The organism is Pseudomonas mucidolens, from assembly GCF_900106045.1.
Lineage (GTDB): Bacteria > Pseudomonadota > Gammaproteobacteria > Pseudomonadales > Pseudomonadaceae > Aquipseudomonas > Aquipseudomonas mucidolens.
Genome location: NZ_LT629802.1, coordinates 3607385 through 3627573 on the forward strand (window position 1 = coordinate 3607385; position 20189 = coordinate 3627573).

The following is a 20189-nucleotide window of genomic DNA, read 5'->3' on the forward strand; positions in this document are numbered from 1 at the left end:
TTTGGTGAGTTCGACCTCAAGCTCAAGCGACGCCTTTATCCTTGGCAACGCTGGAGCCTGTTCCTTCTACGTGAGGGAACAGGCTGACATCACATCAACGTCGGGGAAGGAATTGCAATGGATCAACAGGTTTACCTTGGCGGCGAATCTCAAAGTGAAGTTTCACCCGGTCTGTGCCCGTCGACCCCATTTCGGCAATTGTCTGCCCAACCTTGACCTGCTGCCCCTCCCGAACCAACAACCTGCGGTTATGACCGTAGGCACTGACGTAGGTATCGCTGTGCTTAATGATGATCAGCTCGCCGTAGCCCCGTAAACCACTCCCGGCGTATACCACTGTCCCATTTGACGCAGCTAAAACAGGCTGTCCCAAATCCCCGGCGATATCAATGCCTTTATTCAAACTACCGCTTGAAGAGAATTTTCCAATAAGGACACCGTTCGAGGGCCATCCCCAACCACTCGGCGCGGGCCCGGCAGGTGGCAACGGCGCAGGTGCTGGCTTTTTCACGACGGTGGTTGTCGCGGTGCCTGCAGGCTTGGTGATGATCGTGGTCTTGCTGGATGACGACGCCGAGGAACCGGATTTTGTCACTACTGCCGTAGGCCTTGAACCGGAGCGTCCATCAAAACGAATGGCTTGGCCTGGGTGTATCGTGTAAGGCACAGGAATATTGTTACGAGCTGCTAACGCCTTGTAATCCCATCCATAACGAAAGGCGATCGAGAACAGCGTGTCGCCCTTGCGCACCACATATTGCCCAGTGGTGACCGTCGGCCGTTGTGGCGCCGCCTTGTTGCGATCGATAACCCGCGCTCCGCCGCCGGGCGTGCTGGAGCAAGCCACCAGCAAGGAACTCAAGACAAGGCCAATCACCAGTCGCTGAAAGCTGTTTTTACTCATACGCTGTGCATTGACCGTAAGACTCACCCGCCGCTCCCTTTGTGCTGGCTGAACATGAACACCTGTAACAGGCTTGAAGTGTGTCGCCAGTATAACTGGCTGCCGAACGTTAACCGGCAACAACCTGGAAACGAAAAATTCATCTCGCTTGCCAATCGGCATGAATCATATTGACTCGATGGACTTCGCTGTAAGACACATGCCCGGCAATAGAATTCAGTACATGCTATTAAATGATCAGGCCAGCGGGCCATTGAGCAGCGGGACAAAACGCACGGCCCCCAAGACATGCCGGGAAAAACCTTCTTCCTCGCGAACGATCAGCATCAATTGCTGCACTTCGCCGGATCCCACCGGAATGACCAGGCGTCCACCCGGCGCGAGCTGATCCAGCAGCGCCTGCGGCACATCGGTCGCTACGGCCGTGACAATGATGCCATTGTAGGGCGCCAGCGCGGGCCAGCCTTCCCAACCATCGCCCCAGCGAAAAACCACGTTGCACAGGTTCAATTCGACCAGGCGCTCCTTGGCCCGGTCTTGCAATACCTTGATCCGCTCGACGGAAAAAACCCGCTCCACCAGTTGCGACAACACTGCGGTCTGATAGCCCGAGCCGGTGCCGATTTCCATCACCTTGTCCAACGGACCCGCGGCGAGCAACAGTTCGCTCATCCGCGCCACCATATACGGCTGGGAGATCGTCTGGTTGTGACCGATGGGCAGCGCCGTGTCTTCATAGGCGCGGTGCGCCAGCGCCTCATCAACGAACAAATGCCGCGGAGTACGGCGAATGACTTCCAGCACCTGGGCGTTGGACAAGCCTTCTTCATACAGCCGCTGGATCAACCGCTCACGTGTGCGCTGGGAAGTCATGCCTATGCCCCGGCGCAGCAGATCGTCTTGTTCACGAGCCATCAGCGCAGCCCCTCCAGCCAGCCGTCGAGACTATTGAAGGCATCACTGAAGGTGCGATCGAGTTGTAACGGGGTAATCGAAACATAACCTTGCATCACCGCATGGAAATCCGTACCTGGCCCACCGTCCTCGGCATCGCCTGCCGCGGCGATCCAATAGCCTTCCTTGCCACGGGGATCGACGACTTTTAGCGGAGTTGCCGCGCGCGCGCGATGGCCCAAGCGGGTCAGCTGGATGCCGCGAATATGATCCAGGGGCAGATTGGGGATGTTGACGTTAAGCACTGTGCGCGGCGGCAAGTCCAGAGTGTCATGGGCCTCTATCAGCTTGCGGGCGAAATACGCCGCTGCCGGCAAGTTGTCCAATTGACGTGAAGCCAATGAAAAGGCGAACGAAGTGCGCCCCAGAAAACGCCCCTCAAGAGCCGCCGCCACGGTGCCGGAATACAACACATCGTCACCCAGGTTAGCCCCCAGATTGATACCGGAGACAACCAGGTCCGGCTCGTGCTCCAGCAGGCTGTTGAGCGCCAGGTGCACGCAATCGGTCGGGGTGCCGTTAACGCTGACGAAGCCATTGGCCAACGTCTGCGGATGCAGCGGACGGTCGAGGGTCAGCGAACTGCTGGCGCCACTTTTGTCCTGGTCCGGGGCAACCACCACGCACTCGGCGTAATCCGCCAGCGCAGCATGAAGCGCGGCAAGGCCGGGTGCGGTGACCCCGTCGTCGTTTGATATCAGAATACGCATGGGCTGTCCGTCTGCCCCACCGGCACCAGATCAACAAGCTCGCGCACCAAGACAGTGGCGAAGCATCCGGCCGGCAGGACGAATTCCAATTGCAGAATGTCAGGTTCGGGATAATGCCACGTCAACCCGCTAATGGGCAGTCGCAGAATGCGACGTTCCTGACTCATCCCGGCATTCACCAGCCAATCGCGCAAGTCCGCCTCGCTCTCTGCGACGGCTTGTTCCAGCGTATGGGTCGCGCCGCTGGCAGGCGAATCGCCCTCCCCCCACTGCGGCCCGGTGGGATGCAGGTCGAGGATCGCCAGGCGCGGGTCACTGCACTCGGCCTCGCCGGCCGGGAAAAAGCTGCGGCTGTCGGTAAACGCCAGCAGGTCACCGACCTGGGCACGCTGCCATGAGCCATCGGCGACCCGTGCCGCCAGGACTTTGTTGAAGAGCAAGCTGCGTGCAGTCGACAGCAGGCGCGAACGCACGTTGCGCTGCTCCGGCAAGGCCTTGCGTACTGCCCAGGCACGGGCATCAACGACGTTACCGCCGTTATGCCCAAAACGCTGGGAGCCGAAATAATTGGGGATCCCGTGCAGGGCAATCAGTTGCAGGCGCGCATCAAGGGCGGCGCTATCGCCGGACAGCTGGGTCAGGCGCAAAGTAAAACCGTTGGCCGAATGTGCACCGCGCTGCAACTTGCGTTTATGCCGAGCAATTTTCAGAATCTTGAGGGTGTCGTTTTCCGCCCCGCTCAAATCGGGATCAGCCTTGCCCGGCAGCTGCACGCTGAACCATTGGCGCGTCAACGCCTGGCGATCCTTGAGCCCGGCATAGCTGACGGTACGCAATGGCACACCGGCAGCCTTGGCAATGCGCCGCGCAGCTTCCTCGGTGTTCAGCCCACGCTTTTCCACCCATAGCCACAAGTGTTCACCCTCGCCGGTCAGCGGGATATCCAGCACTTCATCGACCTGAAAGTCTTCGGCTGTCGCCTTGAGTACCGCGCTGCCAAGTGCATCGCCATAGGCTCGCGGGCCTAACAGTTGCAGATCATTCATGCGTGCAACAACAAAGCAACGGAATGCACGGCAATGCCCTCTTCACGACCGGCAAAGCCGAGCTTCTCGGTGGTGGTGGCTTTCACGTTCACTTGGTCCAATTCTATTTGCAGGTCCGCGGCAATCAATGCGCGCATCGATTCAATATGTGGGGCCATCTTGGGCGCCTGGGCAACGATGGTGTTATCGACATTGCCCACCTTCCAGCCCTTGGCGTGGATCAGGCCGACCACATGCCGCAACAGCACGCGGCTGTCCGCACCCTTGAAAGTGGGATCGGTGTCCGGAAAGTGTTTGCCGATATCCCCCAACGCTGCTGCGCCGAGCAAAGCATCGCTCAAGGCATGCAAGACAACGTCGCCGTCGGAATGAGCCAGCAACCCGTGGTGGTGTGCGATCCGTACGCCGCCCAAGGTGATGAAGTCGCCTTCGGCGAAACGATGCACATCATAGCCATGGCCAATACGCATAAAAAAACGCCCCGATTTAATTCAGGGCGTGATTCTACCTACTTTTGCCTCACATTAACCGAGCAAAGCACGTCCATGATGCCGCAAATGGTCATCAATGAAGCTGGCGATAAAAAAGTAGCTGTGGTCATAACCCGGTTGCAGGCGCAACTCCAACGGATGACCAGCGGCCTTGGCCGCTTGCTGCAAGGCTTCGGGCTTGAGTTGCGTGGCGATAAAGTCGTCACGATCACCCTGATCTACCAACAATGGCAGTTTTTCCGAGGCTTCGCCGATCAACACACACGCATCCCACTCCCGCCACTTCGAGCGCTCGTCGCCAAGGTAATGGGAAAATGCCTTCTGCCCCCAAGGACAATCCATCGGGTTATTGATCGGTGAAAATGCCGATACCGACTGATAACGCCCCGGGTTGCGTAGCGCACATACCAGCGCGCCATGACCGCCCATGGAGTGACCGCTGATACCGCGCTTGTCCGACGCCGGGAAATGCGCTTCGACCAGCGCTGGCAATTCCTGCACGACGTAGTCATGCATCCGATAGTGTTTGGCCCAGGGTTCCTGGGTCGCATTCAGATAAAACCCGGCCCCCAGGCCAAAGTCCCAGGCGTTTTCCGGATCATCCGGCACGCCGGCTCCACGCGGGCTGGTATCCGGCGCGACGATAATCAAGCCCAACTCCGCCGCCATGCGCATCGCGCCGGCCTTCTGCATGAAGTTCTCGTCGGTGCAGGTCAGCCCCGACAGCCAGTACAGCACCGGCAGCTTGCCGCCCTGCTCGGCTTGAGGCGGCAGGTAGACGGCGAAGGTCATATCGCAGCCCAGCACCTGCGAACTGTGTTTGTAACGCTTATGCCAGCCACCAAAGCTCTTCTGGCAAGAGATGTTTTCCAAGGTCATGGGAATGCTCCCAGCTACAAGCAGCAAGCTTCAAGCGGCAAGAAGGCGTACACCCCACATGCCGCTTATAGCGTGCAGCTCGCCGCTGCTTCAAAAATGAATGACGGTACGAATGCTTTTGCCTTCATGCATCAGATCAAACGCCTTGTTGATATCTTCCAGCCCCACGGTGTGGGTGATGAACGTATCCAGCGGGATTTCGCCGCTCTGGGCCATGTCCACATAGCTTGGCAACTCACTGCGCCCACGTACGCCACCAAAAGCCGAACCGCGCCAGACGCGACCGGTGACCAGTTGGAACGGACGGGTCGCGATTTCCTGGCCAGCACCAGCCACACCGATGATCACCGACTCACCCCAACCCTTGTGGCAGCATTCAAGGGCGGCACGCATCAGTTGCACATTGCCGATGCACTCAAAGGAAAAGTCGACGCCGCCATCGGTCATATCAACAATGACTTCCTGAATCGGACGATCGAAGTCTTTCGGGTTTACACAGTCTGTAGCACCCAGTTGCTTGGCGATTTCAAACTTGGCGGGGTTGATATCAATGGCAATGATGCGAGCGGCCTTGGCTTTCACCGCACCGATCACCGCCGACAAACCGATGCCGCCCAGGCCAAAGATGGCCACGGTGTCGCCGGGTTTGACCTTGGCTGTGTTGAGTACCGCACCGATGCCGGTGGTGACGCCGCAGCCCAGCAGGCAAACTTTTTCCAGCGGCGCCTCTTTGGAGATCTTGGCTACGGAGATTTCCGGCAACACGGTGTACTCGGAAAAGGTCGAGGTGCCCATGTAGTGGAAAATCGTTTCGCCCTTGTAGGAAAAACGCGAAGTACCATCCGGCATCAGGCCTTTACCCTGCGTTGCGCGAATCGCCTGACAGAGGTTGGTCTTGCCTGACAGACAGAATTTGCACTTGCCGCATTCCGGGGTGTACAGCGGAATCACGTGATCGCCAACCGCCACCGAAGTCACGCCTTCGCCAATCGCCTCGACCACTGCGCCGCCTTCATGGCCAAGGATCGACGGGAAGATCCCTTCCGGATCGGCGCCCGACAGTGTGTAGGCGTCAGTGTGGCAAACACCGGAAGCAACGACACGCAGCAGAACCTCACCAGCCTTGGGCAGGGCCACATCGACCTCAACGATTTCCAGCGGCTTCTTGGCCTCGAAGGCAACGGCGGCGCGCGACTTGATCATGCTGACTCTCCAGTGAATAAAAACGAGACAACGAGTGTAATACAGCGCCTTACGATGAATAATCAGGTCAAAAGCAAAACATTATTGCCATACAGGGATAATCCCGATGTCCGAAAACCGCTGGGAAGGTATCGATGAGTTTGTCGCCGTCGCCGAATGCAGCCAATTCACCGCCGCGGCTGAACGTCTCGGGGTGTCTTCCTCCCACATCAGTCGCCAGGTCGTACGACTGGAGGAACGACTGCAGACCCGTCTGCTCTATCGCAGCACCCGCCGCGTAGCGCTGACTGAAGCGGGGCAAACTTTTCTGCAGCATTGCCAGCGCTTGCAGGATGGCCGCGAAGAAGCCTTGCGAGCGGTCGGCGACCTGACCAGCGAGCCCAAAGGCATGCTCCGCATGACCTGTGCCGTGGCGTACGGCGAACGCTTTATCGTGCCACTGGTAACGCGTTTTATGGGGCTTTATCCGCAACTACGGGTCGATATCGAATTGAGCAACCGCCCACTCGACCTGGTCCATGAGGGGCTGGACCTGGCGATTCGCCTGGGCCGACTGCAAGACTCCCGCATGGTCGCCAGCCGCCTTGCACCCCGGCGCATGTACCTGTGCGCTTCACCCTCCTACCTTGAGCGGTATGGACGACCACATAGTTTGTCGGAATTGAGCCGGCACAATTGCTTGATTGGCAGCTCGGATATCTGGCAGTTGGCGCAGGACGGTCGGGAGTTTTCCCAAAGGGTGCAGGGAAACTGGCGCTGCAACAGTGGGCAAGCTGTATTGGACGCCGCGCTGCAAGGGGTGGGGCTGTGTCAGTTACCGGACTATTACGTGCTGGAGCATTTGCACAGCGGCGCGCTGGTTTCATTGCTGGAGGGCCATCAACCGCCGAATACGGCGGTGTGGGCGCTGTATCCGCAGCAGCGGCATTTATCGCCGAAGGTGCGCAAGTTGGTGGAGTTCTTGAAGGAGGGGTTGGCTGGGCGGCCGGAGTATGGTTCTAAAGATTAACCACTTTTCGTAGGCGCGAGCTTGCTCGCGAAAAACCTGAGGGCATCACGGGGCACCCGTTTCCCCGTGTCATCGTTAACGACTTTCGCGAGCAAGCTCGCTCCTACCGTCGATTGGTCCAGCGCAACCTCAGCCAATCCAGATCCTCCGGCCGCGTCACCTTGATATTGTCCGAACGCCCTTCAATCAGCCGCGGCGCCTGGCCGGCCCACTCCATCGCGGAGGCTTCGTCGGTGATCAGCGCGTCAGCCACCAGGCTGTCGGCCAATGCCCGGTGCAGAGCCCCCAGACGAAACATCTGCGGCGTATAAGCCTGCCAGATCAGGCTGCGATCCACCGTTTCCACCACCCGCCCGTGCTTATCCACACGCTTGAGGGTGTCGCGCGCCGGCACCGCCAGCAATCCACCGACAGGATCATCCGCAAGCGCGGATAGCAGCTTATCCAGATCATCACGACTCAAGTTGGGCCTTGCCGCATCATGGACCAGCACCCAGTCGTCGTCACTGGCGCCTTGGGCATGCAGATGCAGCAGCGCATTCAGCACCGAGCCCGAGCGCTCGTCGCCACCTTCGACACGGGTAATTCTCGGGTCGTTGGCATACGCAAGGTTCGGCCAATAAGGATCATCGACAGCAAGACTGACCACCAGCCCCATCAGGGCGGGATGATCGAGGAAACAGCCTAGGCTGTGTTCAAGAATTGTGCGCCCACCCAATTGCAGGTACTGCTTGGGACGGTCCGCAGCCATACGGGCACCGACGCCCGCGGCAGGAATCACGGCCCAGAAGGCCGGCAAACAGGAGTTCATTGAGCCAACTGGTAGAGGGTTTCACCCTCCTTGACCATGCCCAACTCATGACGAGCCCGCTCTTCGACGGTCTCCATGCCTTTTTTCAACTCAAGCACTTCCGCATAGAGCACACGGTTGCGCTCCAGCAAACGCTCGTTTTCGGCGTGCTGCTCGGCAATTTGCTGGGTCAGGTCGGTGACCTGCGCCAGGCTGCCATCACCCACCCAAAGGCGGTATTGCAGGCCAGCCAGTAGCAAGAGCAAGACGAGGAACAACCAATTGGGACTGCGCATCGAATATCGGGTATCCAGTGGAAAAAGACAGCCATGCAAAACTTTTGAAACAACTGATAGCACGAAGCCTGGAAGAACCAGGCTTGTGCTTGATAGGCATCAGATTAGTGGGAAAATTCACCGCCTAGCGTCTTTTTTCCACACATGACCTGTTGTCTTTTTACCACTAACGACTCAGCCGCGAAACTCGCCGCGACCGTTGTACTTGGCTTTAGCACCCAATTGCTCTTCGATACGCAGCAATTGGTTGTACTTGGAAACGCGATCGGAACGGCACAGGGAGCCGGTCTTGATTTGTCCCGCCGAAGTGCCCACGGCCAGATCGGCAATGGTCGAGTCTTCGGTTTCGCCGGAGCGGTGGGAGATCACGGCGGTGTAACCTGCGGCCTTGGCCATCTGAATGGCTTCCAGGGTTTCGGTCAGAGTGCCGATCTGGTTGAACTTGATCAGGATCGAGTTGGCGATCTTCTTGTCGATGCCTTCTTTCAGGATCTTGGTATTGGTCACGAACAGGTCGTCGCCCACCAACTGGACTTTCTCGCCGATCTTGTCGGTGAGGATCTTCCAGCCATCCCAGTCGGACTCGTCCAGGCCATCCTCAATGGAGATGATCGGGTAGCGTTCGCTCAAGCCTTTCAGGTAATCAGCAAAACCTTCGGCGTTGAACACCTGGCCTTCGCCGGACAGGTTGTACTTGCCATCTTCGTAGAATTCGCTGGCCGCGCAGTCCAGGGCCAGGGTCACGTCGCTGCCCAGCGTGTAACCGGCGTTGGCCACGGCTTCGGAGATCACTTTCAGCGCATCTTCGTTGGACGCCAGGTTCGGCGCGAAACCACCTTCGTCACCGACCGCAGTGCTCAGGCCGCGGGCCTTCAGCACAGCTTTCAAGTGATGGAAGATTTCGGTACCCATGCGCAGGCCTTCGGAGAAGGACTTGGCGCCAACCGGCTGCACCATGAATTCCTGGATGTCGACGTTGTTATCCGCGTGCTCGCCACCGTTGATGATGTTCATCATCGGGACCGGCATCGAGTAGACACCTGGAGTGCCGTTCAGGTTGGCAATGTGCGCGTACAGCGGCAAGTCCTGATCCTGCGCAGCAGCCTTGGCGGCAGCCAGGGACACGGCGAGGATGGCGTTGGCGCCCAGGCTGCCTTTGTTTTCGGTACCGTCGAGCTTGATCATCGCCTGGTCCAGGGCTTTCTGGTCCAGCGGGTCCTTGCCCAGCAACAGGTCACGAATCGGCCCGTTGATGTTGGCTACAGCCTTGAGCACGCCCTTGCCCAGGTAACGGCTCTTGTCGCCATCACGCAGTTCCAGTGCTTCACGGGAACCGGTGGAAGCACCCGACGGCGCGCAGGCGCTGCCGATGATGCCGTTGTCGAGAAGCACGTCGGCTTCGACGGTGGGGTTGCCACGGGAGTCGAGAACTTCACGACCTTTGATGTCGACGATTTTTGCCATTGTTGTAAACACTCCAAAGTTGACGAAAACGACGCAGCTGAAGGGAATCTTTTGACCGACCGCAAGGGTGGAACAACGGGGCAGGCTTGCAGGGGACAAGGCCCAGGCCCGTGGGCCTGAGCGTAAAGCGTGGGAAAGTTTACCGGAGAAACGGCAGTTATGCGGTCTCTACCGTCGGAAAACTCTTGACCAGTTGGTCCAACTGCTTGAGCTGGGCCAGGAATGGCTCCAGTTTATCCAGGCGCAGCGCGCATGGACCGTCGCATTTGGCATTGTCCGGGTCCGGGTGAGCTTCCAGGAACAGGCCAGCCAACGACTGGCTCATGCCTGCCTTGGCCAGATCCGTGACCTGGGCACGGCGCCCGCCGGCGGAGTCCGAACGACCACCGGGCATTTGCAGCGCGTGGGTCACATCGAAAAACACCGGGTATTCGAACTGCTTCATGATGCCGAAGCCGAGCATGTCCACTACAAGGTTGTTGTAGCCAAAGCTCGAGCCGCGCTCGCAGAGGATCAACTGGTCGTTACCCGCTTCCACGCACTTGCTCAGGATATGTTTCATTTCCTGGGGTGCGAGGAACTGGGCTTTCTTGATGTTGATCACCGCGCCAGTCTTGGCCATCGCGACCACCAGGTCGGTCTGGCGCGACAGGAAGGCCGGCAGCTGGATGATGTCGCACACCTCGGCGACCACCGCAGCCTGCTCAGGCTCGTGGACGTCGGTGATGATCGGCACGCCGAAGGCTTGTTTGATGTCCTGGAAGATCCGCATGCCTTCTTCAAGGCCCGGGCCACGGTAGGAGGTCACGGACGAACGGTTGGCCTTGTCGAAACTGGCCTTGAATACGTACGGGATCCCCAGTTTCTGGGTAACGCGCACGTACTCTTCACAGACCTGCATCGCCATGTCGCGGCTTTCCAGTACGTTCATGCCGCCGAACAGCACCATGGGCTTGTCGTTGGCAATCTCGATGTCGCCGACGCGAATGATCTTCTGGGCCATCAGGTTTACGCCTTCTTCTGGTGTTGCGTCAGTGCAGCCTTGACGAAACCGCTGAACAACGGGTGACCGTCACGTGGAGTCGAGGTGAACTCAGGGTGGAACTGGCAGGCCACGAACCACGGGTGATCCGGGGCCTCGACCACTTCAACCAGTTTGCCATCACCGGAGCGGCCGGAGATTTTCAGGCCGGCTTCTTTGATCTGCGGCAGCAGGTTGTTGTTCACTTCGTAGCGGTGACGGTGACGCTCGACGATCACGTCCTTGCCATAGCAGTCGTGTACCAGGGAGCCAGCTTCCAGCAGGCAATCCTGCGCGCCAAGGCGCATGGTGCCACCCAGGTCGGAGGTTTCGGTACGGGTTTCAACGGCGCCGGTGGCGTCTTCCCATTCGGTGATCAAGCCGACGACCGGGTGGCCGCTGGTGTGATCGAACTCGGTGGAGTTGGCGTCTTTCCAGCCCAGCACGTTACGGGCGAACTCGATAACCGCCACTTGCATGCCCAGGCAGATACCCAGGTATGGCACCTTGTTCTCACGAGCGTACTGCACGGCAGTGATCTTGCCTTCCACGCCACGCAGGCCGAAACCGCCTGGAACGAGGATCGCGTCAACGCCTTCGAGCAGCGCAGTGCCCTGGTTCTCGATATCTTCGGAATCGATATAGCGCAGGTTGACCTTGGTACGGTTGCTGATGCCGGCGTGGCTCATCGCTTCGATCAGCGACTTGTACGCATCCAGCAGCTCCATGTACTTGCCGACCATGGCGATGGTGACTTCGTGCTCTGGGTTGAGCTTGGCATCGACCACGGCTTCCCACTCGGACAAGTCCGCACCGCCGCATTGCAGGCCAAAACGCTCGACCACAAAATCATCCAGGCCTTGCGAATGCAGAATGCCCGGGATCTTGTAGATGGTGTCGGCGTCTTCCAGGGCAATCACCGCACGCTCTTCAACATTGGTGAACTGCGCGATCTTGCGACGCGAAGAAATATCGATCGGGTGATCGGAGCGGCAGACCAGCACGTCCGGCTGCAAGCCGATGGAACGCAGTTCCTTGACCGAGTGCTGGGTAGGCTTGGTTTTGGTTTCGCCGGCGGTGGCGATGTACGGCACCAACGTGAGGTGCATCAGCATCGCGCGCTTGGCGCCGACTTCGAAACGCAACTGGCGGATGGCTTCGAGGAACGGTTGGGATTCGATGTCACCCACGGTGCCACCAATCTCGACCATTGCCACGTCGGCATCGCCTGCGCCCTTGATGATGCGGCGCTTGATTTCGTCGGTGATGTGCGGGATCACCTGGATGGTTGCACCCAGGTAGTCACCACGGCGCTCTTTGCGCAGCACGTGCTCGTAGACACGGCCGGTGGTGAAGTTGTTGTTCTGGGTCATGGTCGTGCGGATGAACCGCTCGTAGTGGCCCAGGTCCAGGTCGGTCTCGGCGCCGTCGTGGGTGACGAACACTTCACCGTGCTGGAACGGGCTCATGGTGCCCGGGTCAACGTTGATGTATGGGTCCAGCTTGAGCATGGTGACCTTAAGTCCCCGCGCCTCCAGGATGGCCGCCAATGAAGCGGAGGCAATGCCTTTCCCCAATGAAGAAACAACACCGCCCGTGACGAATATGTAGCGCGTCATGAAAAACCCTAGAAGTCTGCGTTAAAGCGGTCCGAGCCGCCGGGGAAAGCGAAGGAAGGCCGAAGCCCCCGATCACCTGCATTAATCACAGTGCACCTTTCAAAAAAACCGCCGCGTTGTGACAGACCAGCAATGGAACACCGGTACGTTGATCGCTACACATTTTTTGGAATCGCCCAGCAAAGACTGCTTGGTAATCGGCAACTGCTGCGATTCAGGTGAATCCACAGAAGTTGTATCAAGAAGGGAGCGTAGTCTACCGGAAAGGCGCTATCAGCTCAAACCTTGATCGCAGGTTAGCGGCATCCAATGTAATTCCCAATCGCCTTGGGCACTTGTCGCCAGCCCCGGTACGTTGGGCACCGCCAGTAATTGCTGGTCCCGGTACAACAGCGGCAATCTGCCACGGACGAAACCCGGTACGCCGCTCTCATTCAGCAAACGCTTGAGGTCGCGACGGCCGCGTCCCGGCACCGCCATGACTTCCCCGCCCTGACGGTAACGGATGCTCAAAGCCCCCTTCGGCGCCTGCCCTTTAAAGTACACATGCCCGTTGCAGGGTAACTGTAGTGGGTTTTGCGGATGCGACCAGTCCAGTGACGCGCCGGAAAAGTCCGACCACGTCGCCGGCAACCACCAAATCCGCTCAGCGCACCGCTGCAGTTGACCGTCAGCCAGGGACCACAAGGGTTGTGCGTCAGGCTTGGCGTCCCGCAGGCTGACCCAACCGGCCCAATGCTCGCTGTCGGGCAGGCGAGTCAGCGCTGACAACCAATGGCGCATTGCGTTGCGCTGCCGAGCTTCAGAGAGCCCGCTGAGTGGTTCAAGTGCCAACGATGGCAACGCCAGCCAGGGAAACCCCGATGGCTGACGGGCGATGTGCAGGTCGATATTCGCCAACTCATCAAGCAAGCCCTGAGCTTCGCTCAGATGTTCCGCGGTGCGCGCGAGACGAGTAGCGGCTTGAGGCCAGCGCTCGGTCAGTCGCGGGAATACCTGGTGGCGCAGGTAATTGCGGGAAAAGCGCAGGTCGGCATTGGAAGGATCTTCGATCCAGGCCAGCCGGTGATCATGGGCATAGGCTTGCAACTCAGCGGGCGACACATCCAGCAACGGCCGCACCAGATAGCCTGCCGCCAGCGGACGAGCCCCAGGCATCGCCGCCAGTCCTCGCACACCCGCGCCCCGCAACAGGCGAAACAACAGCGTTTCCGCTTGATCGTCACGGTGCTGGCCAGTCAACAGGATCTCCCCAGCCCCGGTGCCGTCGGCAAATGCCCGATAACGCGCATCGCGGGCGGCACGCTCAAGGCTCGCGCCGGGTTGCACCTGCACACGCACAATTCGCAAGGGCACGCCCAGGCTGTCGCAAACCGATTGGCAATGGTCTGGCCAGGCGTCGGCGGCAGTTTGCAGGCCATGATGGACATGCACGGCGCTGAGCGGCGGGAGGGTTTCGATACGGGCCAAGGTGGCAAGGAGGTGCAGCAGGACGCTGGAATCAAGGCCACCAGAGAAAGCGATATGCCAGGCGGGAGCATTGCGCCAGGGTGACAGAACTTGCAAGAGTTTGGCGGCTAAGGAAGGCTTCATAGAAAGTACCGCCATCTATCGGGAATGCGATGACTCAGCATACACAAAGCAAATGTGGGAGCGGGCTTGCTCGCGAATGCGGCGTATCAGTCAACCTTTTCAGTGACTGACACCCTGCATTCGCGAGCACGCCCGCTCCCACATTTAGTCCTGCGTAGCCTTACAGACCGTAGCTCATCAGACGTTCGTAACGACGAGCCAACAGGGCTTCATTGTCGAAGTCCTTGAGCATCGCCAATTGCGCGCTGAGTTCGGCACGGATATTCGCAGACGCAGCAGCCGGGTCGCGGTGTGCGCCGCCCAACGGTTCGGCGATGACTTTATCAACGATCCCCAGGCCTTTCAGGCGATCGGCGGTGATGCCCATGGCTTCGGCTGCATCCGGCGCCTTTTCGGCGGTCTTCCACAGGATCGAGGCACAACCTTCCGGCGAGATCACCGCGTAGGTCGAATATTGCAGCATATTCAGCTGGTCGCAGACGCCAATCGCCAAGGCGCCGCCGGAACCGCCTTCACCAATCACGGTGGCGATGATCGGCGTCTTCAGGCGCGCCATGACCCGCAGGTTCCAGGCAATCGCCTCGCTCTGGTTACGCTCTTCGGCGTCGATGCCCGGATAGGCGCCCGGCGTGTCGATGAAGGTCAGGATCGGCATTTTGAAACGTTCGGCCATTTCCATCAGTCGGCAAGCCTTGCGGTAGCCTTCGGGACGGGGCATGCCGAAGTTGCGCCGTACTTTCTCGCGCACTTCGCGGCCTTTCTGGTGACCGATGACCATTACCGGCTGGTCGTCCAGGCGCGCGATACCGCCGACAATCGCGGCATCGTCGGAGAAGTGACGGTCGCCGTGCAATTCATCGAACTCGGTGAAGATGTGATCGATGTAGTCCAGCGTGTACGGACGACGTGGATGGCGGGCCAGGCGCGCGATCTGCCAGCTGGTCAGCTTGCCGAAGATGTCTTCGGTAAGCGACTTGCTCTTGTCTTGCAGGCGGGAGATTTCATCGCTGATGTTCAGCGAATTGTCATTGCCGACCAGGCGCAGTTCTTCGATCTTGGCTTGCAGGTCAGCGATCGGCTGTTCGAAATCAAGAAAATTCGGGTTCATAAGCGTCCGTCTTGGGTCGACGGCCAAGGAGTGCCTGGCCAGCCGGTTGTCTATTCGCGCCCTACCTTAAGGGAGAGGCGCGTCAAGGTCGAGATTAAATGTCGAGTCGAGGTCAGGGGTAAAAACCCAGCCCTGACCGTCAACGGTATTGGAGGAAGACGTTGTCACGCCCGAACTGGTCACGCAATGCCTGAATCAAGCCATCCGCCGGGTCGATACGCCATGTCTCGCCGAACTGCAACATCGCCTTCGCGTCCGCGCCGGTATACTCCATGGTCACCGGGCACGCACCGCGATGGCGCTTGAGCAGGTCGCCCAACCAGCGTAGCTGATCGCCCTTGAGCGCTTCACTGCGCAACTTCAAGCGCAGGCTTTCCGCCAGGTTGGTGCGCGCATCTTCCATGCTCATCACGCGCTTGATGCGCAGGCGTAGCCCACCGGAAAAATCATCATTGCTGACCTCCCCTTCCACCACCACCATCGCATCGGTCTGCAGCAGTGACTGGGCGGAATGGAAGGCATCGGCAAACAGCGACGCTTCGATCCGACCAGAGCGGTCGTCGAGGGTGATAAAGCCCATCTTGTCGCCCTTTTTGTTTTTCATCACCCGCAGCGCAATGATCATCCCGGCAACGGTCTGGGTATCGCGCGCCGGTTTCAGGTCGATGATGCGCTGGCGGGCGAAGCGGCGGATTTCGCCTTCGTATTCGTCAATCGGGTGACCGGTGAGGTACAGGCCCAGGGTGTCCTTCTCGCCCTTGAGGCGTTCCTTGAGGGTCAGCTCCTTGGCCTTGCGGTGATTGGCGTAGACGTCCGCGTCGGCTTCGACGAACAACCCGCCAAACAGGTCGGCGTGGCCGCTGTCGTGGGTGCGGGCGGTTTGTTCGGCGGCCTTGATCGCCTCTTCCATCGCCGTGAGCAACACCGCACGGTTACGGTCGATATTAGCTTGGTAGGCTTTCGGCTCGTCATGGAAGTACGGGCCAAGACGATCGAGTGCGCCGCTGCGGATCAAGCCGTCGAGGGTCCGTTTGTTGATGCGTTTGAGGTCAACCCGCGCGCAGAAGTCGAACAGATCCTTGAACGGGCCGTCCTGACGCGCCTCGGTAATCGCTTCCACCGGGCCTTCGCCCACGCCTTTGATGGCGCCCAGGCCATAAATGATGCGGCCTTCATCGTTGACCGTGAACTTGAATTCGGAGGCGTTCACGTCCGGTGCGTCGAGGCGCAACTTCATGGTCCGCACTTCTTCGATCAAGGTCACGACCTTGTCGGTGTTGTGCATATCGGCCGAGAGCACCGCCGCCATGAACGGCGCCGGGTAGTGGGCCTTGAGCCAGGCGGTCTGGTACGACACCAGGCCGTACGCGGCGGAGTGAGATTTGTTGAAGCCATAACCGGCGAATTTTTCCACCAGGTCGAAAATGTTGCCGGCGAGGTCGGCGTCGATATTGTTGGTGGCGCAACCTTCAATGAAACCACCGCGTTGCTTGGCCATTTCCTCGGGCTTTTTCTTACCCATGGCCCGACGCAGCATGTCCGCGCCACCCAGGGTGTAGCCGGCCATCACCTGAGCGATCTGCATCACCTGTTCCTGATACAGAATGATGCCGTAGGTCGGCGCCAATACTGGCTTGAGGCCTTCGTACTGGTAGTCGGAGTGCGGGTAGGCGAGTTCGGCACGCCCGTGCTTACGGTTGATGAAGTCGTCCACCATGCCCGATTGCAGCGGGCCCGGACGGAACAGCGCCACCAGTGCGATCAAGTCTTCCAGACAGTCGGGCTTGAGCTTTTTGATCAGCTCTTTCATGCCACGGGATTCGAGCTGGAACACCGCGGTGGTTTCGGCTTTTTGCAGCAGGCTGTAGGTCGGCTTGTCGTCCAGCGGGATAAACGCGATATCCAGCGGTTCTTCGCCGACCTTGGCGCGATCACGATTGATGGTCTTGAGGGCCCAATCGATGATGGTCAAGGTACGCAGGCCGAGGAAGTCGAACTTCACCAGGCCGGCCGCCTCCACATCATCCTTGTCGAACTGAGTCACCAGGCCGTCGCCTTCCTCATCGCAATAGATCGGCGAAAAGTCGGTCAGCTTGGTCGGCGCGATCACCACGCCACCGGCGTGTTTGCCGACGTTACGCACCACGCCTTCAAGCTTGCGGGCCATGTCCCAGATTTCGGCGGCCTCTTCATCGACCTTGATGAAATCGCGCAGGATTTCTTCTTGCTCGTAGGCTTTCTCCAGGGTCATGCCGACTTCGAAGGGGATCATCTTCGACAGACGATCAGCCAGGCCGTAAGACTTGCCCTGCACCCGCGCCACGTCACGGATAACTGCCTTGGCCGCCATGGAACCGAAGGTAATGATCTGGCTCACGGCATTGCGACCGTATTTCTCGGCCACGTATTCGATCACGCGGTCGCGACCGTCCATGCAGAAGTCGACGTCGAAGTCGGGCATCGAGACCCGTTCCGGGTTCAGGAACCGCTCGAACAGCAGATCATATTCCAGCGGATCGAGGTCGGTAATCTTCTGCACATAGGCCACCAGCGAGCCCGCACCTGAGCCCCGGCCCGGCCCTACCGGTACGCCGTTGCTCTTGGCCCACTGGATGAAGTCCATCACGATCAGGAAGTAGCCGGGGAACCCCATCTGGATGATGATATCCAGCTCGAAATTCAACCGATCGACATACACCTGGCGCTTAGCCTCATAGTCTTCGGTGGTGTCTTGGGGCAAAAGAACCGCCAGGCGCTCTTCCAGGCCATCAAAGGACACCTTGCGGAAATATTCATCGATGGTCATGCCATCGGGAATCGGGAAGTTGGGCAAAAAGTGTTTGCCCAGCTTCACTTCAATATTGCAGCGCTTGGCGATTTCGACGGAGTTTTCCAGCGCCTCGGGCAGGTCGCTGAACAGCTCGGCCATTTCCTCGGCGCTTTTCAGGTACTGCTCTTCGCTGTAGTTTTTCGAGCGGCGCGGATCGTCCAGCGCGCGTCCTTCGCCGATGCACACGCGGGTTTCGTGGGCTTCGAAGTCTTCCTTCTTGATGAAACGCACGTCGTTGGTCGCTACCAGCGGCGCACCGAGCTTTTGCGCCAGGGCCACCGCCGCGTGCAGATGCTCTTCATCGTTGGGGCGATTGGTGCGCTGGACTTCCAGATAGAAGCGGTCGGGGAAAACGTCCATCCACTCACGGGCCAGTACTTCGGCCTCCTGCGGATTGCCACTCAGCAGTGCGATGCCGATCTCGCCCTCTTTCGCCGCCGACAGCATGATCAGCCCTTCGCTGGCTTCGGCCACCCACTCACGCTCGATAATGATCGAGCCGTTGCGCTGGCCCTCGATAAAGCCACGGGAAATCAGTTCAGTCAGGTTGCGATAACCGACGCCACTCATCGCCAACAGGCTGATGCGGCTCAGAGCGTTATCCGGGTCTTTGTTGGACAGCCACAGATCGGCGCCGCAGATCGGCTTGATCCCGGCGCCCATCGCGTTTTTGTAGAACTTGACCAGCGAACACATGTTGTTCTGATCAGTCACCGCCACGGCGGGCATGTTCATGCCCGCCAGGGTTTTGACCAGCGGTTTGATCCGTACCAGGCCGTCGACCAGGGAGTATTCAGTGTGCAGGCGTAGATGAACGAATGAAGCCGGCATAAAGATCCTGCGTTAAGTCATGAAAACAACAAGGCCCGGATTGTACCGGGCCTTGGCTAAAACATCAGCAGCATCTGGGAGGTTGTCTGATTCAGGCCACCTCTGCGACAGCAGTCACAGGGGTGCAATCGGCCGGCGATTGCTGGCCAGCCACTCAAATCAGCGCTCCTACTTTTGTTGTTTTTTAGGCGTCGCTGAGGAGTCTTTTGGCTCCCCTACGACGGTATAGGTGATATTCGTCCGCGTAACCTCGCTTCCGTTTCGCATCAGAACCGCCCCGACTGTTACCTCCCCCGGCTGGCGCGGGTTTGCTGTCGTACTGACCGGATAGTCGGGGAAAACAGTTCCAGTCCCATAGGAGGGGCCCGTACTCGATGTATATTTAACTTGATAATCCGAGCCTTCTTCGGCAGGAATTCCAGTCACCTTCACTTTTAATGTCAAACTGTCATACATGTTGTATGTGCTGCCGTGCGGAGGTGACGCTGGCTCTATTTTTATTTCCGGATCAGGCCCCCCAATATCCAGGGTCTTAACTTCATACTCGCCCTGGCCGGAAAGATGGGGATGAGTCGAGGAAGTTGCCGTCAACCTTACCGTGTACACATGCCCCTCGGCTGGACCTCCGCTGCCAGAGACAATACAAGTTAAAGGACCTGACTCTCTAACTGTAGCGGGGTACGCCGAATCGCTTGTTGAGACGGTCCAGCTCACTGTGGCACCGGGAACGTCCCAGCCATTTTCATCAAACACCCCTGCCGCTGAAGCACGCTCAAAATCAGTGCTTATTCCTACGACTAGTGGTTCGTGGGCTCCAATAGTAACTTTGGCGGGCTCACCTGCGGTGCGGGATTTTGCGCCGGTTTTTTCTTTAGCTGTTTTCATAGCAATCTTCCTTTAAAAATCACAATGGTGAGTGGTTCGCCGCAAACAGCGATGAGACCAAGTTCGACCCGATAGGCACAGCATAATTCGCCCCCCGATCAGTTGCCTATTAGTTCAAACTCAAGCGACACCATTGACTTTTTAAGGGGTGCTCAAGAAATCATTAAACTTTCTTCCAGGCCTATAAACACTACGAAACGCTGACCTTTTGCGCACCTGTGAAGACTGACAGTTCTCTAGTTTGTTTCCTGATAATTTACGTGAGACTTATAACCAATCTGCAGGTGCGCTGGATGCGGCACGTACAAGGTAGCGCCGACGGGGAATGCTTAATCAGGTAGTGAATTCCTTGCGTGAGCAGCGACTGGTTACGTCCATTGGCTCCCCGCCAAGGACCATAGCCTTCCGCTCACGCCACGGCGATCCCGTACGAACCGTTCAGAGTAGCGCTACAAAAAATCAAGGTTATCGCGTGCGATGACGCCTTGACCGCAAGCCTGGCCTGCATAAAGACGCCCATGAGGACTGATCCGCTGATGCGAATCGACTGAAGGTT

17 protein-coding genes are annotated in these 20189 nt (G+C 58.7%); 1 reads left to right on the forward strand and 16 read right to left on the reverse strand.

Annotated features, from left to right (window positions below):
- Positions 1 to 94: 94 nt before the first annotated feature.
- The 7 genes from BLU75_RS16680 to BLU75_RS16710 form a co-directional block, all read right to left on the reverse strand.
- Positions 95 to 931 carry a peptidoglycan DD-metalloendopeptidase family protein gene (locus tag BLU75_RS16680; protein WP_084377130.1) on the reverse strand — a complete coding sequence of 279 codons (837 nt, stop codon included), beginning with the start codon at positions 929 to 931 and terminating at the stop codon, positions 95 to 97.
- Positions 932 to 1141: 210 nt separating this feature from the next.
- Positions 1142 to 1777 (reverse strand): protein-L-isoaspartate(D-aspartate) O-methyltransferase, encoded by a 636-nt coding sequence (locus BLU75_RS16685; RefSeq protein WP_172832105.1) that lies wholly within the window; start codon positions 1775 to 1777, stop codon positions 1142 to 1144.
- A gap of 41 nt (positions 1778 to 1818) precedes the next feature.
- The gene (gene surE / locus BLU75_RS16690; protein WP_084377134.1) at positions 1819 to 2568 is read right to left on the reverse strand and encodes a 5'/3'-nucleotidase SurE; all 750 of its coding nucleotides are present in this window, start codon (positions 2566 to 2568) and stop codon (positions 1819 to 1821) included.
- On the reverse strand, positions 2556 to 3614 hold the full coding sequence (gene truD / locus BLU75_RS16695; RefSeq protein WP_084377136.1) for a tRNA pseudouridine(13) synthase TruD: 1059 nt from the start codon (positions 3612 to 3614) through the stop codon (positions 2556 to 2558). The genes surE and truD overlap by 13 nt, the downstream gene beginning before the upstream one ends.
- Entirely contained in the window at positions 3611 to 4084 is a 474-nt protein-coding gene (gene ispF / locus BLU75_RS16700) for a 2-C-methyl-D-erythritol 2,4-cyclodiphosphate synthase (protein ID WP_084377138.1), read from the reverse strand. Before ispF ends, truD begins: the two co-directional genes overlap by 4 nt.
- A gap of 54 nt (positions 4085 to 4138) precedes the next feature.
- Complete coding sequence (fghA, locus tag BLU75_RS16705) at positions 4139 to 4984, reverse strand: S-formylglutathione hydrolase (RefSeq protein ID WP_084377140.1); 846 nt, start codon at positions 4982 to 4984, stop codon at positions 4139 to 4141.
- A gap of 90 nt (positions 4985 to 5074) precedes the next feature.
- Positions 5075 to 6187 carry an S-(hydroxymethyl)glutathione dehydrogenase/class III alcohol dehydrogenase gene (locus BLU75_RS16710; protein WP_084377141.1) on the reverse strand — a complete coding sequence of 371 codons (1113 nt, stop codon included), beginning with the start codon at positions 6185 to 6187 and terminating at the stop codon, positions 5075 to 5077.
- Positions 6188 to 6293: 106 nt separating this feature from the next.
- On the opposite strand from BLU75_RS16710, the gene BLU75_RS16715 reads away from it, so the two are divergent.
- Positions 6294 to 7196, forward strand: a complete 903-nt coding sequence (locus BLU75_RS16715) for a LysR substrate-binding domain-containing protein (protein WP_084377143.1) — start codon at positions 6294 to 6296, stop codon at positions 7194 to 7196.
- A gap of 103 nt (positions 7197 to 7299) precedes the next feature.
- On the opposite strand, the gene ispD is transcribed toward BLU75_RS16715, so the two are convergent.
- From ispD to BLU75_RS27315, 9 genes are all read right to left on the reverse strand, one after another.
- Complete coding sequence (gene ispD / locus BLU75_RS16720; protein WP_084377145.1) at positions 7300 to 8007, reverse strand: 2-C-methyl-D-erythritol 4-phosphate cytidylyltransferase; 708 nt, start codon at positions 8005 to 8007, stop codon at positions 7300 to 7302.
- Positions 8004 to 8282 (reverse strand): cell division protein FtsB, encoded by a 279-nt coding sequence (ftsB, locus tag BLU75_RS16725; protein ID WP_084377146.1) that lies wholly within the window; start codon positions 8280 to 8282, stop codon positions 8004 to 8006. Before ftsB ends, ispD begins: the two co-directional genes overlap by 4 nt.
- Positions 8283 to 8456: 174 nt before the next feature.
- Positions 8457 to 9746 (reverse strand): phosphopyruvate hydratase, encoded by a 1290-nt coding sequence (gene eno, locus BLU75_RS16730; RefSeq protein ID WP_084377148.1) that lies wholly within the window; start codon positions 9744 to 9746, stop codon positions 8457 to 8459.
- A gap of 157 nt (positions 9747 to 9903) precedes the next feature.
- Positions 9904 to 10749, reverse strand: coding sequence for a 3-deoxy-8-phosphooctulonate synthase (kdsA, locus tag BLU75_RS16735; protein ID WP_084377150.1), 846 nt, complete (start codon positions 10747 to 10749; stop codon positions 9904 to 9906).
- Positions 10750 to 10754: 5 nt separating this feature from the next.
- The gene (locus BLU75_RS16740; RefSeq protein ID WP_034126838.1) at positions 10755 to 12386 is read right to left on the reverse strand and encodes a CTP synthase; all 1632 of its coding nucleotides are present in this window, start codon (positions 12384 to 12386) and stop codon (positions 10755 to 10757) included.
- 273 nt (positions 12387 to 12659) lie between these two features.
- Positions 12660 to 13979, reverse strand: coding sequence for a tRNA lysidine(34) synthetase TilS (tilS, locus tag BLU75_RS16745; protein WP_084377152.1), 1320 nt, complete (start codon positions 13977 to 13979; stop codon positions 12660 to 12662).
- A gap of 160 nt (positions 13980 to 14139) precedes the next feature.
- Positions 14140 to 15087 carry an acetyl-CoA carboxylase carboxyltransferase subunit alpha gene (locus BLU75_RS16750; RefSeq protein ID WP_084377154.1) on the reverse strand — a complete coding sequence of 316 codons (948 nt, stop codon included), beginning with the start codon at positions 15085 to 15087 and terminating at the stop codon, positions 14140 to 14142.
- A gap of 139 nt (positions 15088 to 15226) precedes the next feature.
- Complete coding sequence (gene dnaE, locus BLU75_RS16755) at positions 15227 to 18748, reverse strand: DNA polymerase III subunit alpha (RefSeq protein ID WP_084377156.1); 3522 nt, start codon at positions 18746 to 18748, stop codon at positions 15227 to 15229.
- A 168-nt stretch (positions 18749 to 18916) separates the two neighbouring features.
- Positions 18917 to 19633, reverse strand: a complete 717-nt coding sequence (locus BLU75_RS27315) for a hypothetical protein (protein WP_130909267.1) — start codon at positions 19631 to 19633, stop codon at positions 18917 to 18919.
- Positions 19634 to 20189 lie beyond the last annotated feature (556 nt).

Excerpts from the sequence above, each read along its gene's own strand:
- BLU75_RS16710 (WP_084377141.1), bottom strand. The coding sequence starts at position 6,187 with ATGATCAAGTCGCGCGCCGCCGTTGCCTTCGAGGCCAAGAAGCCGCTG.
- ftsB (WP_084377146.1), bottom strand. The coding sequence starts at position 8,282 with ATGCGCAGTCCCAATTGGTTGTTCCTCGTCTTGCTCTTGCTACTGGCT.
- eno (WP_084377148.1), bottom strand. The coding sequence starts at position 9,746 with ATGGCAAAAATCGTCGACATCAAAGGTCGTGAAGTTCTCGACTCCCGT.
- BLU75_RS16685 (WP_172832105.1), bottom strand. The coding sequence starts at position 1,777 with ATGACTTCCCAGCGCACACGTGAGCGGTTGATCCAGCGGCTGTATGAA.
- ispD (WP_084377145.1), bottom strand. The coding sequence starts at position 8,007 with ATGAACTCCTGTTTGCCGGCCTTCTGGGCCGTGATTCCTGCCGCGGGC.
- dnaE (WP_084377156.1), bottom strand. The coding sequence starts at position 18,748 with ATGCCGGCTTCATTCGTTCATCTACGCCTGCACACTGAATACTCCCTG.
- kdsA (WP_084377150.1), bottom strand. The coding sequence starts at position 10,749 with ATGGCCCAGAAGATCATTCGCGTCGGCGACATCGAGATTGCCAACGAC.
- ispF (WP_084377138.1), bottom strand. The coding sequence starts at position 4,084 with ATGCGTATTGGCCATGGCTATGATGTGCATCGTTTCGCCGAAGGCGAC.
- BLU75_RS16750 (WP_084377154.1), bottom strand. The coding sequence starts at position 15,087 with ATGAACCCGAATTTTCTTGATTTCGAACAGCCGATCGCTGACCTGCAA.
- fghA (WP_084377140.1), bottom strand. The coding sequence starts at position 4,984 with ATGACCTTGGAAAACATCTCTTGCCAGAAGAGCTTTGGTGGCTGGCAT.
- truD (WP_084377136.1), bottom strand. The coding sequence starts at position 3,614 with ATGAATGATCTGCAACTGTTAGGCCCGCGAGCCTATGGCGATGCACTT.
- surE (WP_084377134.1), bottom strand. The coding sequence starts at position 2,568 with ATGCGTATTCTGATATCAAACGACGACGGGGTCACCGCACCCGGCCTT.
- BLU75_RS16740 (WP_034126838.1), bottom strand. The coding sequence starts at position 12,386 with ATGACGCGCTACATATTCGTCACGGGCGGTGTTGTTTCTTCATTGGGG.
- tilS (WP_084377152.1), bottom strand. The coding sequence starts at position 13,979 with ATGAAGCCTTCCTTAGCCGCCAAACTCTTGCAAGTTCTGTCACCCTGG.
- BLU75_RS16715 (WP_084377143.1), top strand. The coding sequence starts at position 6,294 with ATGTCCGAAAACCGCTGGGAAGGTATCGATGAGTTTGTCGCCGTCGCC.
- BLU75_RS27315 (WP_130909267.1), bottom strand. The coding sequence starts at position 19,633 with ATGAAAACAGCTAAAGAAAAAACCGGCGCAAAATCCCGCACCGCAGGT.